This window comes from Pontibacter sp. E15-1 (assembly GCF_022601975.1).
Classification (GTDB): domain Bacteria; phylum Bacteroidota; class Bacteroidia; order Cytophagales; family Hymenobacteraceae; genus Pontibacter.
In genome coordinates, this window is the sequence record NZ_JAKVIR010000034.1 from 1 (window position 1) to 15,981 (window position 15,981).

Annotated in this window: 16 protein-coding genes and 1 pseudogene; all 17 read right to left on the bottom strand. The window is 52.6% G+C overall.

Annotated features, from left to right (window positions below; genetic code table 11):
* Window positions 1-195: 195 nt before the first annotated feature.
* Window positions 196-1,302: an ACR3 family arsenite efflux transporter gene (gene arsB / locus MKJ04_RS19860; protein WP_241643503.1), complete on the bottom strand. Its 1,107-nt coding sequence runs from the start codon at window positions 1,300-1,302 to the stop codon at window positions 196-198.
* A gap of 12 nt (window positions 1,303-1,314) precedes the next feature.
* Window positions 1,315-2,091, bottom strand: coding sequence for a metallophosphoesterase family protein (locus MKJ04_RS19865; RefSeq protein ID WP_241643504.1), 777 nt, complete (start codon window positions 2,089-2,091; stop codon window positions 1,315-1,317).
* Window positions 2,092-2,122: 31 nt separating this feature from the next.
* Window positions 2,123-2,579: pseudogene (locus MKJ04_RS19870) on the bottom strand (DUF6428 family protein).
* Between the two features lie 11 nt (window positions 2,580-2,590).
* Window positions 2,591-2,923 carry an ArsR/SmtB family transcription factor gene (locus MKJ04_RS19875; RefSeq protein WP_241643506.1) on the bottom strand — a complete coding sequence of 111 codons (333 nt, stop codon included), beginning with the start codon at window positions 2,921-2,923 and terminating at the stop codon, window positions 2,591-2,593.
* A gap of 682 nt (window positions 2,924-3,605) precedes the next feature.
* A complete protein-coding gene (locus tag MKJ04_RS19880; protein ID WP_241643508.1) occupies window positions 3,606-4,004 on the bottom strand; it encodes an MGH1-like glycoside hydrolase domain-containing protein in 399 nt (132 codons plus the stop codon).
* A gap of 17 nt (window positions 4,005-4,021) precedes the next feature.
* Entirely contained in the window at window positions 4,022-5,572 is a 1,551-nt protein-coding gene (locus tag MKJ04_RS19885) for a vitamin K epoxide reductase family protein (RefSeq protein ID WP_241643510.1), read from the bottom strand.
* Between the two features lie 45 nt (window positions 5,573-5,617).
* Window positions 5,618-6,712, bottom strand: coding sequence for an NAD-dependent epimerase/dehydratase family protein (locus tag MKJ04_RS19890; RefSeq protein ID WP_262918107.1), 1,095 nt, complete (start codon window positions 6,710-6,712; stop codon window positions 5,618-5,620).
* 384 nt (window positions 6,713-7,096) lie between these two features.
* Window positions 7,097-7,612 carry a hypothetical protein gene (locus tag MKJ04_RS19895; RefSeq protein ID WP_241643514.1) on the bottom strand — a complete coding sequence of 172 codons (516 nt, stop codon included), beginning with the start codon at window positions 7,610-7,612 and terminating at the stop codon, window positions 7,097-7,099.
* 185 nt (window positions 7,613-7,797) lie between these two features.
* Window positions 7,798-9,486, bottom strand: coding sequence for a rhodanese-like domain-containing protein (locus tag MKJ04_RS19905; RefSeq protein ID WP_317246734.1), 1,689 nt, complete (start codon window positions 9,484-9,486; stop codon window positions 7,798-7,800).
* Between the two features lie 357 nt (window positions 9,487-9,843).
* Entirely contained in the window at window positions 9,844-12,102 is a 2,259-nt protein-coding gene (locus MKJ04_RS19910; protein WP_241643515.1) for a heavy metal translocating P-type ATPase, read from the bottom strand.
* A 133-nt stretch (window positions 12,103-12,235) separates the two neighbouring features.
* Window positions 12,236-12,916, bottom strand: a complete 681-nt coding sequence (locus tag MKJ04_RS19915; RefSeq protein ID WP_241643517.1) for a DUF3347 domain-containing protein — start codon at window positions 12,914-12,916, stop codon at window positions 12,236-12,238.
* A 93-nt stretch (window positions 12,917-13,009) separates the two neighbouring features.
* Window positions 13,010-13,216, bottom strand: coding sequence for a hypothetical protein (locus MKJ04_RS19920; protein WP_241643520.1), 207 nt, complete (start codon window positions 13,214-13,216; stop codon window positions 13,010-13,012).
* A gap of 207 nt (window positions 13,217-13,423) precedes the next feature.
* The gene (locus MKJ04_RS19925) at window positions 13,424-13,684 is read right to left on the bottom strand and encodes a hypothetical protein (protein ID WP_241643522.1); all 261 of its coding nucleotides are present in this window, start codon (window positions 13,682-13,684) and stop codon (window positions 13,424-13,426) included.
* A gap of 135 nt (window positions 13,685-13,819) precedes the next feature.
* Window positions 13,820-14,353: a helix-turn-helix domain-containing protein gene (locus MKJ04_RS19930; RefSeq protein ID WP_241643524.1), complete on the bottom strand. Its 534-nt coding sequence runs from the start codon at window positions 14,351-14,353 to the stop codon at window positions 13,820-13,822.
* A gap of 40 nt (window positions 14,354-14,393) precedes the next feature.
* The gene (locus MKJ04_RS19935) at window positions 14,394-15,038 is read right to left on the bottom strand and encodes an SCO family protein (protein ID WP_241643526.1); all 645 of its coding nucleotides are present in this window, start codon (window positions 15,036-15,038) and stop codon (window positions 14,394-14,396) included.
* A 32-nt stretch (window positions 15,039-15,070) separates the two neighbouring features.
* Window positions 15,071-15,535 carry a hypothetical protein gene (locus MKJ04_RS19940; RefSeq protein WP_241643528.1) on the bottom strand — a complete coding sequence of 155 codons (465 nt, stop codon included), beginning with the start codon at window positions 15,533-15,535 and terminating at the stop codon, window positions 15,071-15,073.
* Between the two features lie 62 nt (window positions 15,536-15,597).
* Window positions 15,598-15,972, bottom strand: coding sequence for a heavy-metal-associated domain-containing protein (locus MKJ04_RS19945; protein ID WP_241643530.1), 375 nt, complete (start codon window positions 15,970-15,972; stop codon window positions 15,598-15,600).
* Window positions 15,973-15,981 lie beyond the last annotated feature (9 nt).

Here is a 15,981-nt window from a genome sequence, read left to right on the forward strand (position 1 = left end):
TAGTTGACACCGGTGGTGCGGAGAAACTCCGCTGGCCTTTTTGCTAATTCCGTCGCTGTTTTCATCGCTTTTCCTCCATAAACTACTAAAAACGTTTATTTGGAAAGATGTCTATTTTAAAACAGCTTCTAAGAGATTTCACCGGTCGCTCTTTTCTTGTTGTTTAGTCCTATAGAATTTGCGGCAGTGACCTTTTCACGGTTCACTATGCATCGGTTTGAATTCCGCCAGCCCATCCTCCTTCCCGTACCACTTCCTCTTGAACCAGAAGGCAACATTGACCAGCAGAATCAGCGCAGGCACCTCCACCAGCGGACCGATTACGCCAGCGAAGGCCTGCCCGGAGTTGATCCCGAAAATGCCGATAGCAACGGCTATAGCCAGCTCAAAATTGTTGCCCGTGGCGGTGAAGGAGATGGCGGTGTTTCTGGAGTAGTCAGCGCCAAGCTTCTTAGCAAGGATGAAGCTGATGACGAACATAATGGTGAAGTACAGCACCAGCGGAATGGCTATCTTCACTACATCAAACGGAATCTGCACGATCAACTCCCCCTTCAGGCTGAACATCAGTGCGATAGTGAACAAAAGGGCAATGAGCGTGATCGGTGAAATGAGGGGGATGTACTTGTTGTTGAACCATTCCAGCCCCTTGAGCCGAATCAACCCGTAGCGGCTCAGCACGCCCGCAAAAAAAGGGATGCCCAGATATATGAGCACGCTCTCCGTAATCTGCCCGATGGTGATGTTAATCTCACTGCTCTCGACCCCGAAGTATGGCGGCAGGACCGAGATGAACAGGTAGGCATACAGGCTGTAAAAGAAAATCTGGAAGACGCTGTTAAGCGCCACCAGCCCTGCGGCATACTCCCTGTTGCCCCCCGCCAACTCATTCCATACCATGACCATGGCGATGCACCGGGCAATGCCAATGAGTATCAGCCCCACCATATACTCCGGCTGGTCATGGAAGAAGAGTATCGCCAGAAAGAACATCAGCAGTGGCCCAATGACCCAATTGAGCAGCAGCGAGATGCTCAGAATCTTCACGTTTCGGAACACCTCCCCCATCTTCTCATAGCGCACCTTCGCCAGCGGCGGGTACATCATCAGGATCAGCCCGATTGCCAGCGGCACGTTGGTGGTCCCGCTGGAAAGGGAGTTGATGAACCCGGAAGACTCGGGCAGGAAGTACCCGATACCCACGCCAAGGAACATGGCCAGGAATATCCAGAGGGTCAGATAGCGGTCAAAGAACCGTAGTTTTTTCCGCTGGTGGGTGGGGGCACAGTTAGGAGCACTCATATCTTATCTCTTTTAACAACCTTTTCTCAAGTTCTCTGCATACTCGTTGGGCAGAATGCTTTCCTCAACGGCTCTTGCCGCCTTCTCAAAGTCGTATTTGAAGCGGATGAACTCCACCTGCACGCTTTCCTTGTCAAGCACGGAACTGTTGTCTTTTATTGTGAGCATCACATAGCCCCCACGGTTGTCCCCGTCCTTGGGCTTACCCACCGAGCCGATATTGATGGCGTGGCGGAAATGGCTTTGCCCTTCCTCTCCTGAATCCAGTATCCGGTGGTAGGGCTTGTGCGTGTGCCCGAAGCACATGATGTCGGCATCCGCATCTTTCATGATGCGCAGCAGGCTCTTCTCGTCCCTGTCCTCAAAGAGGTACTCGTTTATCTTCCTCGGGCTTCCGTGCACGAGCAGCAGGTTCAGCTTGTCTTCGTTCAACTGGTACTCCACCCGGATGTGGGCGGGCAGCGTGCGCAGGTACTGGCGCTGCTCAGCCTTGATGATTTCGTTGGTGAAGGAGATGGAGACGGAGCCGTTGGACTTGTCCTGATCGGTCTTGTAGGCGCAGCCGCACTCGTTGCTCATTCTCCCGATGCCAAAATCGTAGTTTCCAGCAATGGCGGGGATGTTGCGTTTCTTGATTTCGTCCACTACCTCGTTTGCCCAGATGTTGTAGCCCACTAGGTCCCCGAGGCAGTAAATGAAATCGGGCTTCCGGGAATCCACATCGGCAAAGAAAGCCTCCAAGGCAGGGAGGTTGGCGTGTATGTCGCTGAACAGCGCTATCTTACTCATAGTGTCTTATGTAGTTGATATGAAGCGTTATTTAGCAGTAGCCGCCACCAGGCGTGCAGGCGTTGCCGGTTGAAATTACGTGAAGTTGTTCCAGTGGAATACCGCACTTGTCTAGCGCAAGGCAGTTGGTCGTCTTGGCCAACAGCACGAAGCTTTTGCCGTCAAAGCCGAGGTCGTACCTGCCGATGGTCTGGCTCTGGTACTCTACTTCAATTTCCAAGTCCTCCATGCCCAGGGGCCTTCTCGGACAGGGCGATGATGTCCAGCAGCTTCTGCGGCTTCAACCGGTGGTCGAAGTCGTTGGCGTTCCAAAGCTGGAAGTTGACGGCCTTCTCGTTTCGCACGGTGGCCCCGCAGTCGATGAAGCGCTTGGTGATAATACCCACCTCGGTAACGTGGAAGTTCTCCGGAACCTTTGTTCCGTTCTCCAATTCGAAACGCACTGTCTCGGCAGATTGCAGGATGTTTTTTACTTCTGATAGTTTCATGGTATTGATATTTAACAACAGTTTGACTGCTGGCTTTTGACGCCAGCAAGGACGTTTGAGAAATAGGCTGCGAAGGTCTCGAAGGCACTTTCGTCCAGGCAGTAGCAGACAGCCGCCCCCTCCACCGTGCCCTTGATGATACCAGCGTTTTTGAGTTCTTTCAGGTGCTGCGAGACCGTTGCCTGCGCCAGGGGCAGTTCGTTCACTAGGTCCCCGCAAATGCATGCCCTCACTTTGAGCAGGTGCTCGATGATGGCCACCCTGGCCGGGTGTCCCAGGGCCTTCAACAGCAGGGCTGTCTTATTCTGGCTCTCTGTAAAAAACTCTGTTTTGGTCAGACCCATAATTACCATCGTATTATTGCAATAATACGATGGTAATTCTATATGATCAAATAATTTGATGTTTTGTGATTGTTATGATTTGCCTTAATGGCTTTAGGAGCACTAAGAAGTAAACTATCGTAGTCTTTTGGCTACCATTCGATACCACGGCTTTAATAGGGGAGTCAATGGCAGCAACAAAGCGCAACGGCTTGGTTGCTGCCGTTTGCAGTAAATCCCGCTCCCCTTTCCGGGACAGTGGCCTGTGGGAAACTCGCCGCCGTCAGGCTGGGACACGGTTGCAAAATGTTATTTCCGGATTGCAGACAGTTGCTTTTAGATGCCATCTCGCTATCTTTTTGCTAGCTGAGCGATGGCTTCCAACAGGCGCGACGCGGGTGCCGATACACTCCGGCCGCCGAGAAAGCGTCAATATACCTGTTTTCTGTCGTCTGAGCCGCATCCTGTCACCGGCACTGCACTGATACCCGCTGACGTTTTCTGCGCAGCGGCTTGGGGCATGGCCAGTGCCGATCTGTCCCATGGTAGCCGACAGTTGCTTTCTGATGAAATCTCTGGCTATCATATAAGGAACCATAGCGAATTGCCTTTTCAGGGCCACCAATATTCCTGGCACAGCCACGCCTTCCTGACTATGCCGCCAGTTGAGTGGGCTCCAGAAGAAAAACAATCTTCCAGCCTCCTAAGGCATAGATGTGGAGCACGGCCTGAGCTGCGATCGGGGGCTGCGATCGGGGGCGCTCATGTGCGGGCGCAAGAAGTCGCGCATACTGGGCTCGCTCTGGAAAATGTCCGTCACCCTTGTTGGGGTGAACCGGCTCCAGAACAGCATGTGCCCCACAAAGCCATTTTCCCGCTGCATGGCAAAAAGGCTCTGCATGCACCTCTTTGCCATCTGGTGGTCTCCCAGCGCCGTCATGGTGTACACATGGAAGCAGGTGTCCCAGAAGTACTGGAAAGGATACCTGGACTTGCCGGGCTTCATGTAGTGGTATTCAGTACCGTACTCTTTCGAGTAGCCGCTTATCGTATTTCTCTCCAGCAGCTCTTTTGCCTGCTGCCGAATTTGCTGGTCGGTCATAATAGACTCCTGCTTTTCTATTTCACATACTTATCCCACAAGCCATATTTTTCCGTTATAACGCCACGCGGGAAGGAAAGCACCGCGACTAAAAGCCCCGCAACAGCGCTGCTGATATTCAGGGCCAGTGTGCTGTCCTCCACAAACCAGGGCCAAACGGCTACCGCTAGGCCGAGCGGCACATTCAGGTAGCGCCCCGCCCGTATCACTTCTCCCATGCAGGTCACGGCTACCACCACAATTAGCGCACCGCCCATGTGGTTGATGTCAGCTGCCGTGGCCTTGATAGGTATCCCCAGGACACCCGGGGCAAACATCAGCCAAAGACCTACGGCCGTGGCCAGCACCAAAGCCCAGGGAAAGCTCATCCCCCAGATGGAGGCCCGGAACACCTTGCCTGGCTTTTGCGGAAACTCCATGATCTCTGGGGAGCGTTCATCCTGGTTCTGCTCAAAAGGCTTGCCCCCCTTCCAGAACACCTCCCACAGGTTGTCTCCCCGGCGCTTTGCCTGCACCATGTGCTGCCCCATGGCCGTCACTTCATCCAGCTGCAGCGGAATCATGGGAAGCATGACAGCGGCGGTTACCAAACAAAGGGTGCACCAGGCGCCCACGGCCAAAGGCTGCGAGATAACCAGGAAAATGCTTACAAATCCTAAAGGAATAACCAGGATGCTAAAGAAGAGCACCATCCAGGGCATGGTGCGCCAGCGGGAGGGACCACCCATATAGCCCATCAAAAACTCCAGGGTGTAGGCCAGTGAGCCAAGTGCCGCATCGGAAACAGGCCAGGCGTGCGACATGTCAGAGTTGAGCACCTCCCGTGTGCTGCTGCCGAAGAAAGGGTCCCAGGCATGGTCAATGTAGCCCAGTTGAAAGGCGCCCATGTAGCGGGATGCCAGCCAGCCGACGAAGGCCAGCACGATCATGATCCAGCGCTGCGGCCAGCTGGAGGGGTTGTAGCTCCAGCCCGGCGGCTTCTCCGAGCCCATCTTCATAAACATGATCATGTTGGGCATGCCGGGAATGAGAACGGTCAGGGCAATGACCAGGGCACCTACTAGCGTACCATTTAAATACGCCAACTCAGAGGGGGACCAGAAGAGCAGGGGCGCCATGCTCAGCCAGATACCGATAAAGCAGCAGATCCAGAGACTGTAGGGACGGTTGGGGGTCAGGGAGCGCCAACCGAAGAAGATCAACCCAAGGCCGCTGATGATGTCGCTCCACTTCATGAAGCTGATCCGCTGCTCAAGGCTCAGCCACACTTCGCGTCCGCCGCTGGGCTCGGCCACCGCCCTCCCATAGTCGAAGGTCAGTGGGGATATCACCATCCAGATGCCGAAGATAACAAGCGCCCAGTACACCCAAAGCGTCTGCATGTGGTGCATGTGGAGCATCTTGCTCCGCATGTCATCCGACATCATCATGCTGTTGTCCCCGCCCTTGTCATGCTGCTGCCCCCCGTGCTGCATTTGCATTTCGGCCATAGGGCGCGTAACACCCCTCTTGCCCATGCCACCGCCTTTCATTCCATCATTGCCATTACCATTGTACATTTCTTCCATAGTTTTCTATTTAAAAGTAAGGGGATGATATCTTTAACCTACTTTCTAATCCTTCTTTTGCTCTAAAGAAGCTGGCAGGTCCAGGTTGTTTTCCTCGTACCATCCTATAGGGTCTACCTTGAGTCTGGCAATGATGGCGGGCAGGGTATCGAGCAGCCGGTGCCGGGGCTCCCAGCCCAGCAGGTCGCGGGCCCGAGAAATGTCCAGTTCGTAATGGTCGTCGGCCCGGTCAATCATCCAGGGCTTAATGAAGGCATCCCCGAAGAGGTTCATGCCGTACGCACCTGCTTTGGCAAGCGGGGCCGGGACTTCATAGGTTTCCCACTCCTCCCCGTGAACAAGATACCCAATCTTCTCCTGCAGGTCCTGATAGCTTGGCGTCTCCGGCTCCCCGATGTTGATGGCTACTTCATCTGGAAGGACGCTTCTTCGCTCTACTGTCTTCTCCAGGGCGTCCACCAGGTCCTCCAGGTGCAGAAACACGTTACCATGGGAAGTATCCCCGGAATAGAAGTGGCTTGTAAACTGTTTCTCGTAGATGCGTTGTATCTGATGGGCAATAGGAATAGAATGCCCCTCATTGTCATAAACACCGGCAATACGCAACAGCGCTGCTTTCATGCAGCCCCTGTACTCTCGAATCACATTTTCAGTGTCAACCTTTGATTCGGGGTAGTCCCACTTCGGCTCTAAAGGGCAGTCTTCGCTTATCTTTTGCCCTGGAGAGGTGGGCTTGTAAATCAGGTTGGTGCTGGAGAAAATGAACTGTTCTACTTCAAAATCCTGCAGTACGCGCAGCAGATTTTCCGTGCCCTTTACTGTGATCTTCTCGTACAGCGGGCTCGGCTTTCCTGAGAAATCGTAATAGGCCGCCAGGTGAATGACAGCCGCTATCTTATTTCCGTAGCCATAACGAACACGTTCCATGGCCGCCCTGATACTGTCTTCAGAGGTAATGTCGTAACACACGCACTCCGCCTCCCTGGGCGGAAAAGGGTAGCCCGTGTTGTCCAAACCTATGACGCGATATTTCTCTGCCAACCGTTTGATAATACTAGTCCCTATGAGACCGCTGCTTCCTGTGACTATAATAGTCTCTTTTCCTGAGTTTCGTGCGCCTGAATTATTGATTTGATTCATAATATCCTATGATTAAAGAAGAATAAACAGAAAATTCAGAAGGCTCAGCTTCTGTACTTACAAAAAACAAAATGTTTAGGGCCGGTGAGAAACAACAACTAACTGGAATTTGACCTAAATAAAATTTTCAAACCGCTGCTTCGCTGACTTTATAAAGCCACACCGGTACCCCCATACCTTAGCGGTATTATCTCCACCCTAAACCCTAGTTGCCTTTTTCCCGGTTCATCAGCAGCATGGGCAGGACGCAGGCCAGTACCAGCAGGAGCAGCAGTCAGGTGCCCCAGTTCCCGTATCCCTTTATGCCTAACAGTGGCAGCCCGAAGACCAGCGCCACTGCCACCAGGCACCCTATCAATACCCACTTCATCATACTCACCATGCCTATTTGTTTTTATTGGTTTTGGGATGTTTGTAATCCAGGTGAGCTTTCATGTTACTACTCTCCTTGGCTTTGCCGGTCCCGGTCGGTTGTCCCTGCCCTTTCATCTCCTGCATCATGCCCTTCATCTTGTCGCTACCCATCATCATCATGCACATCTTCTTGCACACAGCGTTGTCACCTTCCGCCTTGTCCATCATGGAGCTCATCATCATATCCATCATGTGGGGATTCTTCATCATCATAGAACTCATCATATTGCAGGTGGCCGTGTCACTTTCCGTCGCCTGCATCATGTGCTGCATCATCATGGATGAGCCATCGCCCTCTGCCATCATCCGCTTCATAAGCTCAGCCCGCATTTCCCGGTCATTTAAGATGGCAGAGAAGATCTGTTCTTTCCTCTGTTCATCTTTAAGCATCTTGGTGGCATCAGCCGTTTTCTGCGCCAGAGCGGTGCCGATAGTTATGAATACCACTATTAAGGAGAGAACCGATTTTTGAATTGTGTTTTTCATAGTTTATAGCATGTATGGTTAAAGTATAAAGTACTGCCTCGGGGAATGTTCTTTCCTTTTTGTTCTGTTCTTAAGCCCACCTTTTCAGGGACAGGCTTATAAAAGCTTTGAATCCGCTTTGGCCTTCAAAAGCCAGCAGAGGGGCTATGGGGTGTATTCCCATCACAGTCCCTCGCTTTTAGCTTTTAACAGCAACCGCCGGAACGCTTCGGCTTGTCCGACTCTGTGTCTTCGCGGCTTCCTAACTTGAAGCCGGCCTTCTCCACCGCCTGCTGCATCTGCTCAGGCGTTACCGCATTTGGGTCATAGGCCACGGCGACCGATGCGTCGGCAAGGCTTACCTCCGCCGACTTCACGCCCTCTAGCTTCGTCAGAGAGAGCTGCACGCCGTTGGCGCACCCGCCGCAGGTCATGCCCTCCACGGGAAAAGTTTCTTTTACTAAACTGCCATTTTGGCCTCCATTATCTTTTAGCTTTTCATTTTCCATGATTGTTATGTTTAGGTTTAACTTTTTGAAATATTTAACTGCCTTAGCAGCCGGGCGTTTAAAATCCCTCACAGCCTCCCCCAGGTCATAGACGGGGGCGCCGATAGACTTCTCCAAGATACTGGCCCCGATGGCTGACCGATAGCCACTCGCGCAGTGGACTACTGCGGGCTTGTCTGAGCCGATCTCGGCTGCCCTGTCACGCAGCTCCGGCAAGGGGATGTGAGTAGCCTGGTTGAAGATACTTTCCTCCTTTACTTCAGAGGCGTTTCGGAGATCCACGATAAGGAAACCCTGCGGGTGCTCCAGGAACTTATCGAGGTCTATCTCTGGGCTGCGCTGCTGCCCGTAGGTGGGTGCCTGCAGGGTCCCTTTGATGTTCTGTTCGTAGCCGATCTTAGCCGCCTTCCGAATCAGGTCTTCCTGGGCCTGCTCACTTTCCGCCAGCAGGTAAAACTCCTCCTCCGGTCCGACGAGGGAACCCAGCCATGCTTCGAACTTTTCCCCGTCCATTATATTGATGGCGCCGGGGAGGTGCCCCATCTTGAACTGCCGCTGCGGGCGCGCATCCACCAGTAAGACCTCCTTCTGCAGTGAAGCATACTTATTTAGCCGGGGCACGGCCTCCACGCCGGAACAGAGGGCTCCGGCACCCTTTTGGTTCAAAGCCATGGCATGGCTGAAGTACCTGGGGATGTAAGGCTGTTCCTCCAGGAGCACTCGGACAAAGGCTTCCTCCGACATGGGCTGAAGTGCGTAATTGTGCGCGGCCTCCTGCCCTATTGTGCTGTAAAGGTCGCTGCTGATGCTTTTCCCGCAGAGGGAGCCTGGACCGTGCGCCGGATAGACCTTCACGTCCCTGTCTAGCCGCATGAGCACCTGGCGGGTGGAGCGGTAGAGCTGCCTTGCCATTTCCACCCGCTTTGTGTGAGCATTACCGTTGTCCTCACGCAGGTCCGGCCTGCCCACGTCTCCCACGAACAGGGTATCCCCCGTGAATACGGCCTGAGCCTTTCCCTGCTCATCCGTCAAAAGAACGCTGATGCTGTCCGGCGAGTGGCCGGGCGTGTTGAGGGCCATGAGCCGTAACTTTCCCACGGCGATTTGGTCGCCCTGATCAAACGCTATGTATGGGTAGGTGGCTTCTGCCAGTTTACTGACACAGATGGGAGCGCTTGCTCTGTGGTGAATCTCAAGGTGGCCACTTACGAAATCCTCGTGCAGATGCGTCTCCACGACTGCCATGATCCTTGCCCCGTGCTTTTCAGCAAAGTCCAGGTATGGCTGCGGGTCCCGGGCAGGATCCACCAGCGCAACCTGCTTGTCGCTTAGCACCGCATAGGAGGCATGCGCCAGGCCCTCGTCATAAAATCTTTGAATACGCATTGTTTTGTCTAACTTAGGGTAAAGCACTTCATTCTCTACTGCTACTTGTCTTTGTCTCTTTGCAGTATGGCTTTCCGCTCCTCGTATTCCTGGGTTGTCATCTTCCCACCGGCGTATTTCTTTCGAAGAATGTCCAAAGGGGTTTCTCTGTACACCCTTGTCCGTGACGTAGGGAAGAAGAAGATGGCAAAGATCAAAACGATCCATATGATCCACCAGACCATGTTCATTCCCATCACATGATATTCATTATCCATGTCTACTTACTTTATAAGTTTAATACCAGGCTTATTCTATTGCCTTTGCCTCCCTTGTTCCTGTTTTTCCGGGAAGCTTCATTCGCAGATGCATGGCAGTTTATCTATGACCACTTGATGGATACTTAAAAGTCTTTGCCTTCAGCCGCAGGCTGTTGGTCACCACCGATACCGAGCTAAAGGCCATGGCGGCAGCGGCGAACATCGGGTTCAGCAGAAAACCCGTGAAAGGGTACAGCACCCCTGCTGCGATTGGGATACCGACCAGGTTGTAGATGAAGGCCCAGAACAGATTTTGCCGGATCGTTTTCACCGTCTCTTTGGAGAGCCTTATCGCAGTCACGATATCCTCCAAATCTCCTTTGATAAGCGTAATCTCGGCGCTCTCTATGGCAATATCCGTCCCCGTTCCCATGGCAATGCCCACATCTGCCTGCGCCAAGGCCGGGGAGTCGTTGATGCCGTCCCCCACCATGGCCACCTTCAGGCCACTGGCCTGAAGGTCTTTGATATAGGCAGCTTTATCGGCAGGTAACACCTCCGCCTGAATATGGTCCACCCGGGCCTGCCGACCGATGGCCTCCGCTGTCTGGCGGTTATCACCCGTGAGCATATGCACCGCCAGCCCCATCTGCTGCAGGGCGGCGATGGCCGCCTTGGAGGTTTCCTTGATGGTGTCCGCTATGGCGATGACGGCGACGGCTTCTTGGTCCTGCCCCACGTAGATGATGGTCTTGGCCTCTCGGCTCAGCTTCTCCACCTTCATTTGCAGAAAGGGAGGGACCGCTACTAGGTTTTCATCCAGAAGCCTCCTGTTGCCGACCAGGTACCGCTTGCCGTTGTAACTTGCCTTTACGCCTTTCCCTGTGACGCTGTCAAAGCTGTCCAGGGAAACGGCTTCAGGGCTTTCCGTCTTCAGGTGGTTGACGACGGCCAGTGCAAGCGGGTGCTCCGACCGGGTTTCCATGGCATATACAACGTGGGAGACCTCTTGCCTTCCTTCCGGCGGAAGATCCCAGAGCACGTCGGTCACCTCTGGCTTGCCCTGCGTGATGGTGCCTGTTTTGTCTAAGACGATGGCATTGAGCTTGTGCGCCAGCTCCAGGCTCTCGGCATTCTTGATCAGGATGCCGTTCTCCGCCCCCTTGCCGATGCCCACCATGATGGCGGTGGGGGTCGCCAGCCCCAGGGCGCAGGGGCAGGCAATGATAAGCACAGTGACCGCGGCGATGATGGCGTAGGTAATCTGGGGCTCCGGCCCCCACACGCTCCAAACGATGAAGCTCAGGATAGCGATCACAATCACAATCGGAACGAACACGGCCGATATACTGTCGGCAAGCTTTTGTATAGGCGCCTTGCTTCCCTGCGCCTCCTGCACCAGCTTGATGATTTGGGCCAGCATAGTCTCGCTGCCCACCCGCTCGGCCACCATCTTAAAGCTGCCTGTCTTGTTGATGGTTGCTCCAATGACCCCGTCACCGGCTTCTTTTTCGACTGGAATGGACTCTCCCGTAATCATACTCTCGTCAAGGACTGATTTCCCCTCCGTAATTTTTCCGTCTACCGGCACCTTCTCTCCGGGCCTGATCAAGATGGTGTCCCCTTTCTGTACCTCCCCTATCGGAATCTCCAGCTCCGTGCCCCCGCGGATGACCCTGGCGGTTTTCACCCCCAGGTTGATGAGTTTCTTGATAGCGGCGGAGGTGCGTGACTTGGCCCTTTCCTCAAAATACCTACCCAGCAGTATCAGGGCAACGATGACGGCGGCTACCTCATAGTACACGTGCGGCTCCAGCCCTCTGCTTCGCAGGTAACCCGGGAAAAAGGTGTTGAAGGCACTGAACAGAAAGGCAGCCCCCGTGCCTAGTGCAATCAGCGTGTCCATGTTGGCAGTAAGGTGCCTGGCCCGCTTATAGGCAATAACGAAAAAATCTTTGCCGCTCCAGAAGATAACGGGGATGCTTAAGGCTAGCATGATCCATTCCGCATAAGGAATTCCGGGAAAAAGCATGGCGATCAGAAGCACAGGGATGGAAAGCACCGTGGCCACAACTAATTTAAGCATGGCCTTACGTAACTTCGCTTCTTCTCTCTCTTCCCGGCTTTCCTCACCTGCCTTATCGGGCACTACCAGGCTGTAGCCGATTTCTGCGACGGCCGCCTGCATCTTCTCGGGCGTGGCCAACTCCGGCTCATGCTCCACCAGCACGCTGGCATCCGCGAAGTTCACGCTGGCAGACCTCACACCCTCCACATGAGACAGTATGCTCTCGACGCTGCTGGCGCAGGAGGCGCAGGTCATACCCTCGATTTCGTATCTGTCTTTAACTGTTGGTTTTCCTAGTACATCTTCCATATATAAACCAGTTTATAAAAGGTTTCCGTGGCTACGGTATTTATAGCAGGAAGTCAATTAAAAATCCCCTTTACTTCCCCACACGCCAGCATTTGCTGCCCCATATAAGGGTTACTGATTCCCTTTGCCTCACTTAGCCAATAGGCCCCTTTGCTGTCGTTTGCCACCGGGCAGTACTGCACGTACAGTGTCTGCCGGCCTGTGCCGTAGGCCTCCGCCGCCTTACCATGGCCTGGGAGATAAACACTAAATTTTCTCTTCTCTCCTTTATACTTTTGGCCTCTTTACAAAGCTCCACATGGTCCATCAGGAAAAACTGCTTTTCCTTCCCGAAATCATGGGCGCTTCCCGTAAGTAACCCGTCGTTTACATCAAGTAGTGCTGCCATCATATTTGTACTGGCACGCTCCACCTCCTTTTGATCTTGTGCCACCAGGCTTTCATTTAGAGCGAGGTAAGCATCTACAACCCTGTTGAGCTGCTGCTTAAACGCTGCCAGGGCTTCCTGGTCAAAGTCCAAGGTATCCCCTTCTACAAATTCGGTGATCGGAATCTGGTTGTTCCTCATAGAGTCATGGATGGTCTCATAGTGCATACCCTTGTTCTCATGAGCTTCCATTGGATCGGCTTCATTCCCTGCCACCTTTTTTTTACTGTCACACGCTGTTAGAAACACTAGCATCAAGGCAGTAACCGCTATAGAGAATGGCTTTATCAGTATCTTTCCCATTCTGCTGTATTGCTTCAGTGAATTGTTGTCTGTCCTTTTGATTCTTAGAAGCTGTTCTAATTTAACCTCATCGGCTACGGACATGGGCTTACATAATTGGGAGAAGAACTTACATAGCTTACCCTGAAAAATTAAAAAGCCTGCCCATACAGGCAGACTTTTCAGGTTTATACATACTTACTTTTTTAAATCCCGCTGGAGTATTTCTCTGCGCTCTTCATAAGCTTCGGTGCTCATCTCCACAGAGGCGTATTTCTTGCGCAGCACGTCTAGCGGGCTTTCTTTTCCTCCGTCCTTAAACGGAGAGAAGAGCTCATAAAGGAGGATAAACACAATGCCCGCGAAAAGAAGCGTACAAAGGAAACTATATCCGAAAAATTCCATTTTTATAGTTATTTTGGTTTAACACCTATTATTTTAATTTGTCTGCCTGTAGCACTCGGTGTGTTTAGGGAAGGCAGTGGAAGGCGGCCAGACAAACAGCTAAAGCAAGCCAGCACCTCCCACTATTTTCACTTCTTTAGATCTTCCTATTTAAGGTAATTCCGAAATGCCCTGTTTTTTGGCGAGCCCGATAGTCTTCGGTTCCGACTAAAGTTTTTGGCTCTTCGGCTCAACGGCTTTGCCCTTCTTCCCGTCCATCTTCATATTCCCGTCCATCTTCATGTCTCCGTCTTTCATGTCGCCCATCATCTTGGCGCACATGGCCTGCATGTCTTTGCTCTCCATCATGGCCATGCAACAGGACTTCTTGCCTTTGTCTTCCTGTTGCGGTTTGTTCCCTTGCGAAAACACGTTGAATGAGAACACCATCAGGAAAGCCACGGAAAGGGCGGTAAGTACAATCTTCATCTTAGTCTTCATAATCTTTATATAAATTTTTAAAGTTGATTATCCGAACGTCTACCTTGGCGTTCTTATATGGTAAACCCCGAAAAAGGCCTAATCGTTGTACAGGATTCCGGATGAAATGTACAAGATTTTGCCTCACACTTTATCTAAAGAACTTCTCTCCCTGTTCCCGGAATCCTTATACTGGTTCACCGTCAGACCCGTCACGGACTTGAATTGGTTGGAAAGGTGGTGTACGCTGCTGTAACCGAGCTTGCGGGCTATCTCGCTCAGGTTCATTTCCCCGTACTCCAGCAGTTCCTTCACCTTTTCTATTTTCTGGAGGATAAGGTACTTCTCAATCGTTACGCCCTCCCGTTTGGAGAACGTCTTGCTCAGGCTACTATAGGACTGGCCGACCCGCTGGGCGATGTAGTCCGAGTTGCGGAGGTTGGTGGTCACGTTACCCTGCACAAGGTCCAGCACGGCAAGCTTCACCTGCTCTGCCAGTAACTCGTCCTTGTCCTGGATCAACTCAAAGCCATGCTTTGCCAACACCTGCTTCACAGCGGCCATATCCACCTGTCCGTGGCCGAATATCGTGATCTCCCCGAGCCTGTCAATCTCGAACACAACGCCTAGCGCCTCCATCTCGCTGCTGATCACGGTGATGCAGCGGGGGCATACCATATTTTTAACTTGAAAAGTGGTTCCTTGCATAAGTTTCTAATTATTGTTCTCCAAAAGAATTCTCCCCCTTAAGCAGTACATCCATGTCGTGCATCAGCTGATCCACTTCCTCGGCCTTAGTGCCGTCGTAGTGGCCCCTCACCCTGCGTAGAGAGTCAACCAGGAGAAAAGCGCCGCTATGCACCGCACCGCCGGGTGCGGCCTCATCTTCCATGGCACTCACCATGTAACTGTTTTGGGCAATGTCAAAGATGGCGTCCCTGTCACCGGTTATAAAGTGCCACCTGTCAGCGTCAACGCCGAGCCGGTTGGCATATTCCCTCAACACAGCCACGGTATCGTGCGCCGGGTCAATGGAATGGGACAGGAACTTTACATGCGGGTTGCCCTCGTACTTGTCATACACGCGGAGCATCTGGCTTTTCATTTTAGGGCAGATGGTGGGGCAGGTGGTGAAAAAGAAGTCAGCCACGTAGATACCGCCTTCAAAGGTCTGCGGCGTTACCAGAGAGCTGTCCTGGTCAACAAAGGCGAAGTCTGGAATCGTATGATAAAGCGTGTCCCCCGCCTGTACTTCTTTATTTCCCAGGATAGGAAGGGACTTTTCCTCTTTATTTTCCTGGCACGAAAAAAGCGTCACCAGCACAAAAAACAGACTGAGGGAGAGGCTGTGTTTAATATTCATTGGTTGCATTATCTATAGGTAAGTTCAACTGATTAAAGCTTGGATTTGGCAGCGGCCTCACTGGCCTCTATTTTTTCTTTTACCTGGAGTATCTCTTTTTTCTTCAGCTCCAGGTACCCCAGGGCCTTGACTTTTTCCATTGTCTGGTCCGGGTCCTGGTAGGTGTGCATCCACTCCATCATGGCCTCGTCAGCCTCCTCCAGCTGCTTTATGGTGAGTTGTAAAGCCATTGCGTTCTCTTTGCTGTCGGCATCTGCCGTATCCAGCTGTACCGCCTTTTCCTTCAGCTGCTTTTTTAGGTGCATCAATGTTCCGAGCCAGGACATGGTCTCATCGTGCACGGCCATTACCTCCTGTTTTAAGGTCTCCACCTCATCCTGTGCCGTCTCCCTATTCTCCGCAGCAGATGTCTGCTGCTGATTGCAGGACAACAGGGAAAAAGCAGGAAGGAGCATTATCAGAAATGGGTACAGGTACTTAAAGTCTTTCCTTTTCATCTTAAGCTTTCTCGTGGGATATAAGAAAAGGCAGGGGCTTTGCTGCCCCTGCCTTCTCAGGTTTATTTTCTTTCGTACTGGCAGCAGCCGGGCAGGCTGTCGTAGGCCTCATCTGTGGCCTTTACCTGCGCTGTGTCATGCCCCACGCTGGCGACCTGCTTCTGTATGTCGGCCTCCGATACTTTGGCCGGGTCGTACTTCACGGAAAGGGCTGTTGACTCCACGTCCCACACTGCTGATTGAACCCCTTCCAGGCCTAGAGCGGCTTTTTCGATGCGCTTCTTGCACATCCCGCACTTGCCGTTCACGTTAAACGTAGCGCTTTCCGCGGCCTGGGCCGTTGCGTTCTGCTTTGTGTTTTGGGTATCCTGCGCCTGTGCTGAAACAGAGGCAAAGGAGCCGAACATAAGGGCGGTAATCAAAATATTCTTTCTCATGCTATAGGT

Coding starts and splice junctions, on each gene's coding strand:
- MKJ04_RS19925 (WP_241643522.1), bottom strand. CDS start 13,684: ATGAAGATTGTACTTACCGCCCTTTCCGTGGCTTTCCTGATGGTGTTC.
- MKJ04_RS19875 (WP_241643506.1), bottom strand. CDS start 2,923: ATGGGTCTGACCAAAACAGAGTTTTTTACAGAGAGCCAGAATAAGACA.
- arsB (WP_241643503.1), bottom strand. CDS start 1,302: ATGAGTGCTCCTAACTGTGCCCCCACCCACCAGCGGAAAAAACTACGG.
- MKJ04_RS19935 (WP_241643526.1), bottom strand. CDS start 15,038: ATGAATATTAAACACAGCCTCTCCCTCAGTCTGTTTTTTGTGCTGGTG.
- MKJ04_RS19890 (WP_262918107.1), bottom strand. CDS start 6,712: ATGAATCAAATCAATAATTCAGGCGCACGAAACTCAGGAAAAGAGACT.
- MKJ04_RS19945 (WP_241643530.1), bottom strand. CDS start 15,972: ATGAGAAAGAATATTTTGATTACCGCCCTTATGTTCGGCTCCTTTGCC.
- MKJ04_RS19880 (WP_241643508.1), bottom strand. CDS start 4,004: ATGACCGACCAGCAAATTCGGCAGCAGGCAAAAGAGCTGCTGGAGAGA.
- MKJ04_RS19885 (WP_241643510.1), bottom strand. CDS start 5,572: ATGGAAGAAATGTACAATGGTAATGGCAATGATGGAATGAAAGGCGGT.
- MKJ04_RS19915 (WP_241643517.1), bottom strand. CDS start 12,916: ATGTCCGTAGCCGATGAGGTTAAATTAGAACAGCTTCTAAGAATCAAA.
- MKJ04_RS19930 (WP_241643524.1), bottom strand. CDS start 14,353: ATGGTATGCCCCCGCTGCATCACCGTGATCAGCAGCGAGATGGAGGCG.
- MKJ04_RS19905 (WP_317246734.1), bottom strand. CDS start 9,486: ATGCGTATTCAAAGATTTTATGACGAGGGCCTGGCGCATGCCTCCTAT.
- MKJ04_RS19895 (WP_241643514.1), bottom strand. CDS start 7,612: ATGAAAAACACAATTCAAAAATCGGTTCTCTCCTTAATAGTGGTATTC.
- MKJ04_RS19920 (WP_241643520.1), bottom strand. CDS start 13,216: ATGGAATTTTTCGGATATAGTTTCCTTTGTACGCTTCTTTTCGCGGGC.
- MKJ04_RS19910 (WP_241643515.1), bottom strand. CDS start 12,102: ATGGAAGATGTACTAGGAAAACCAACAGTTAAAGACAGATACGAAATC.
- MKJ04_RS19865 (WP_241643504.1), bottom strand. CDS start 2,091: ATGAGTAAGATAGCGCTGTTCAGCGACATACACGCCAACCTCCCTGCC.
- MKJ04_RS19940 (WP_241643528.1), bottom strand. CDS start 15,535: ATGAAAAGGAAAGACTTTAAGTACCTGTACCCATTTCTGATAATGCTC.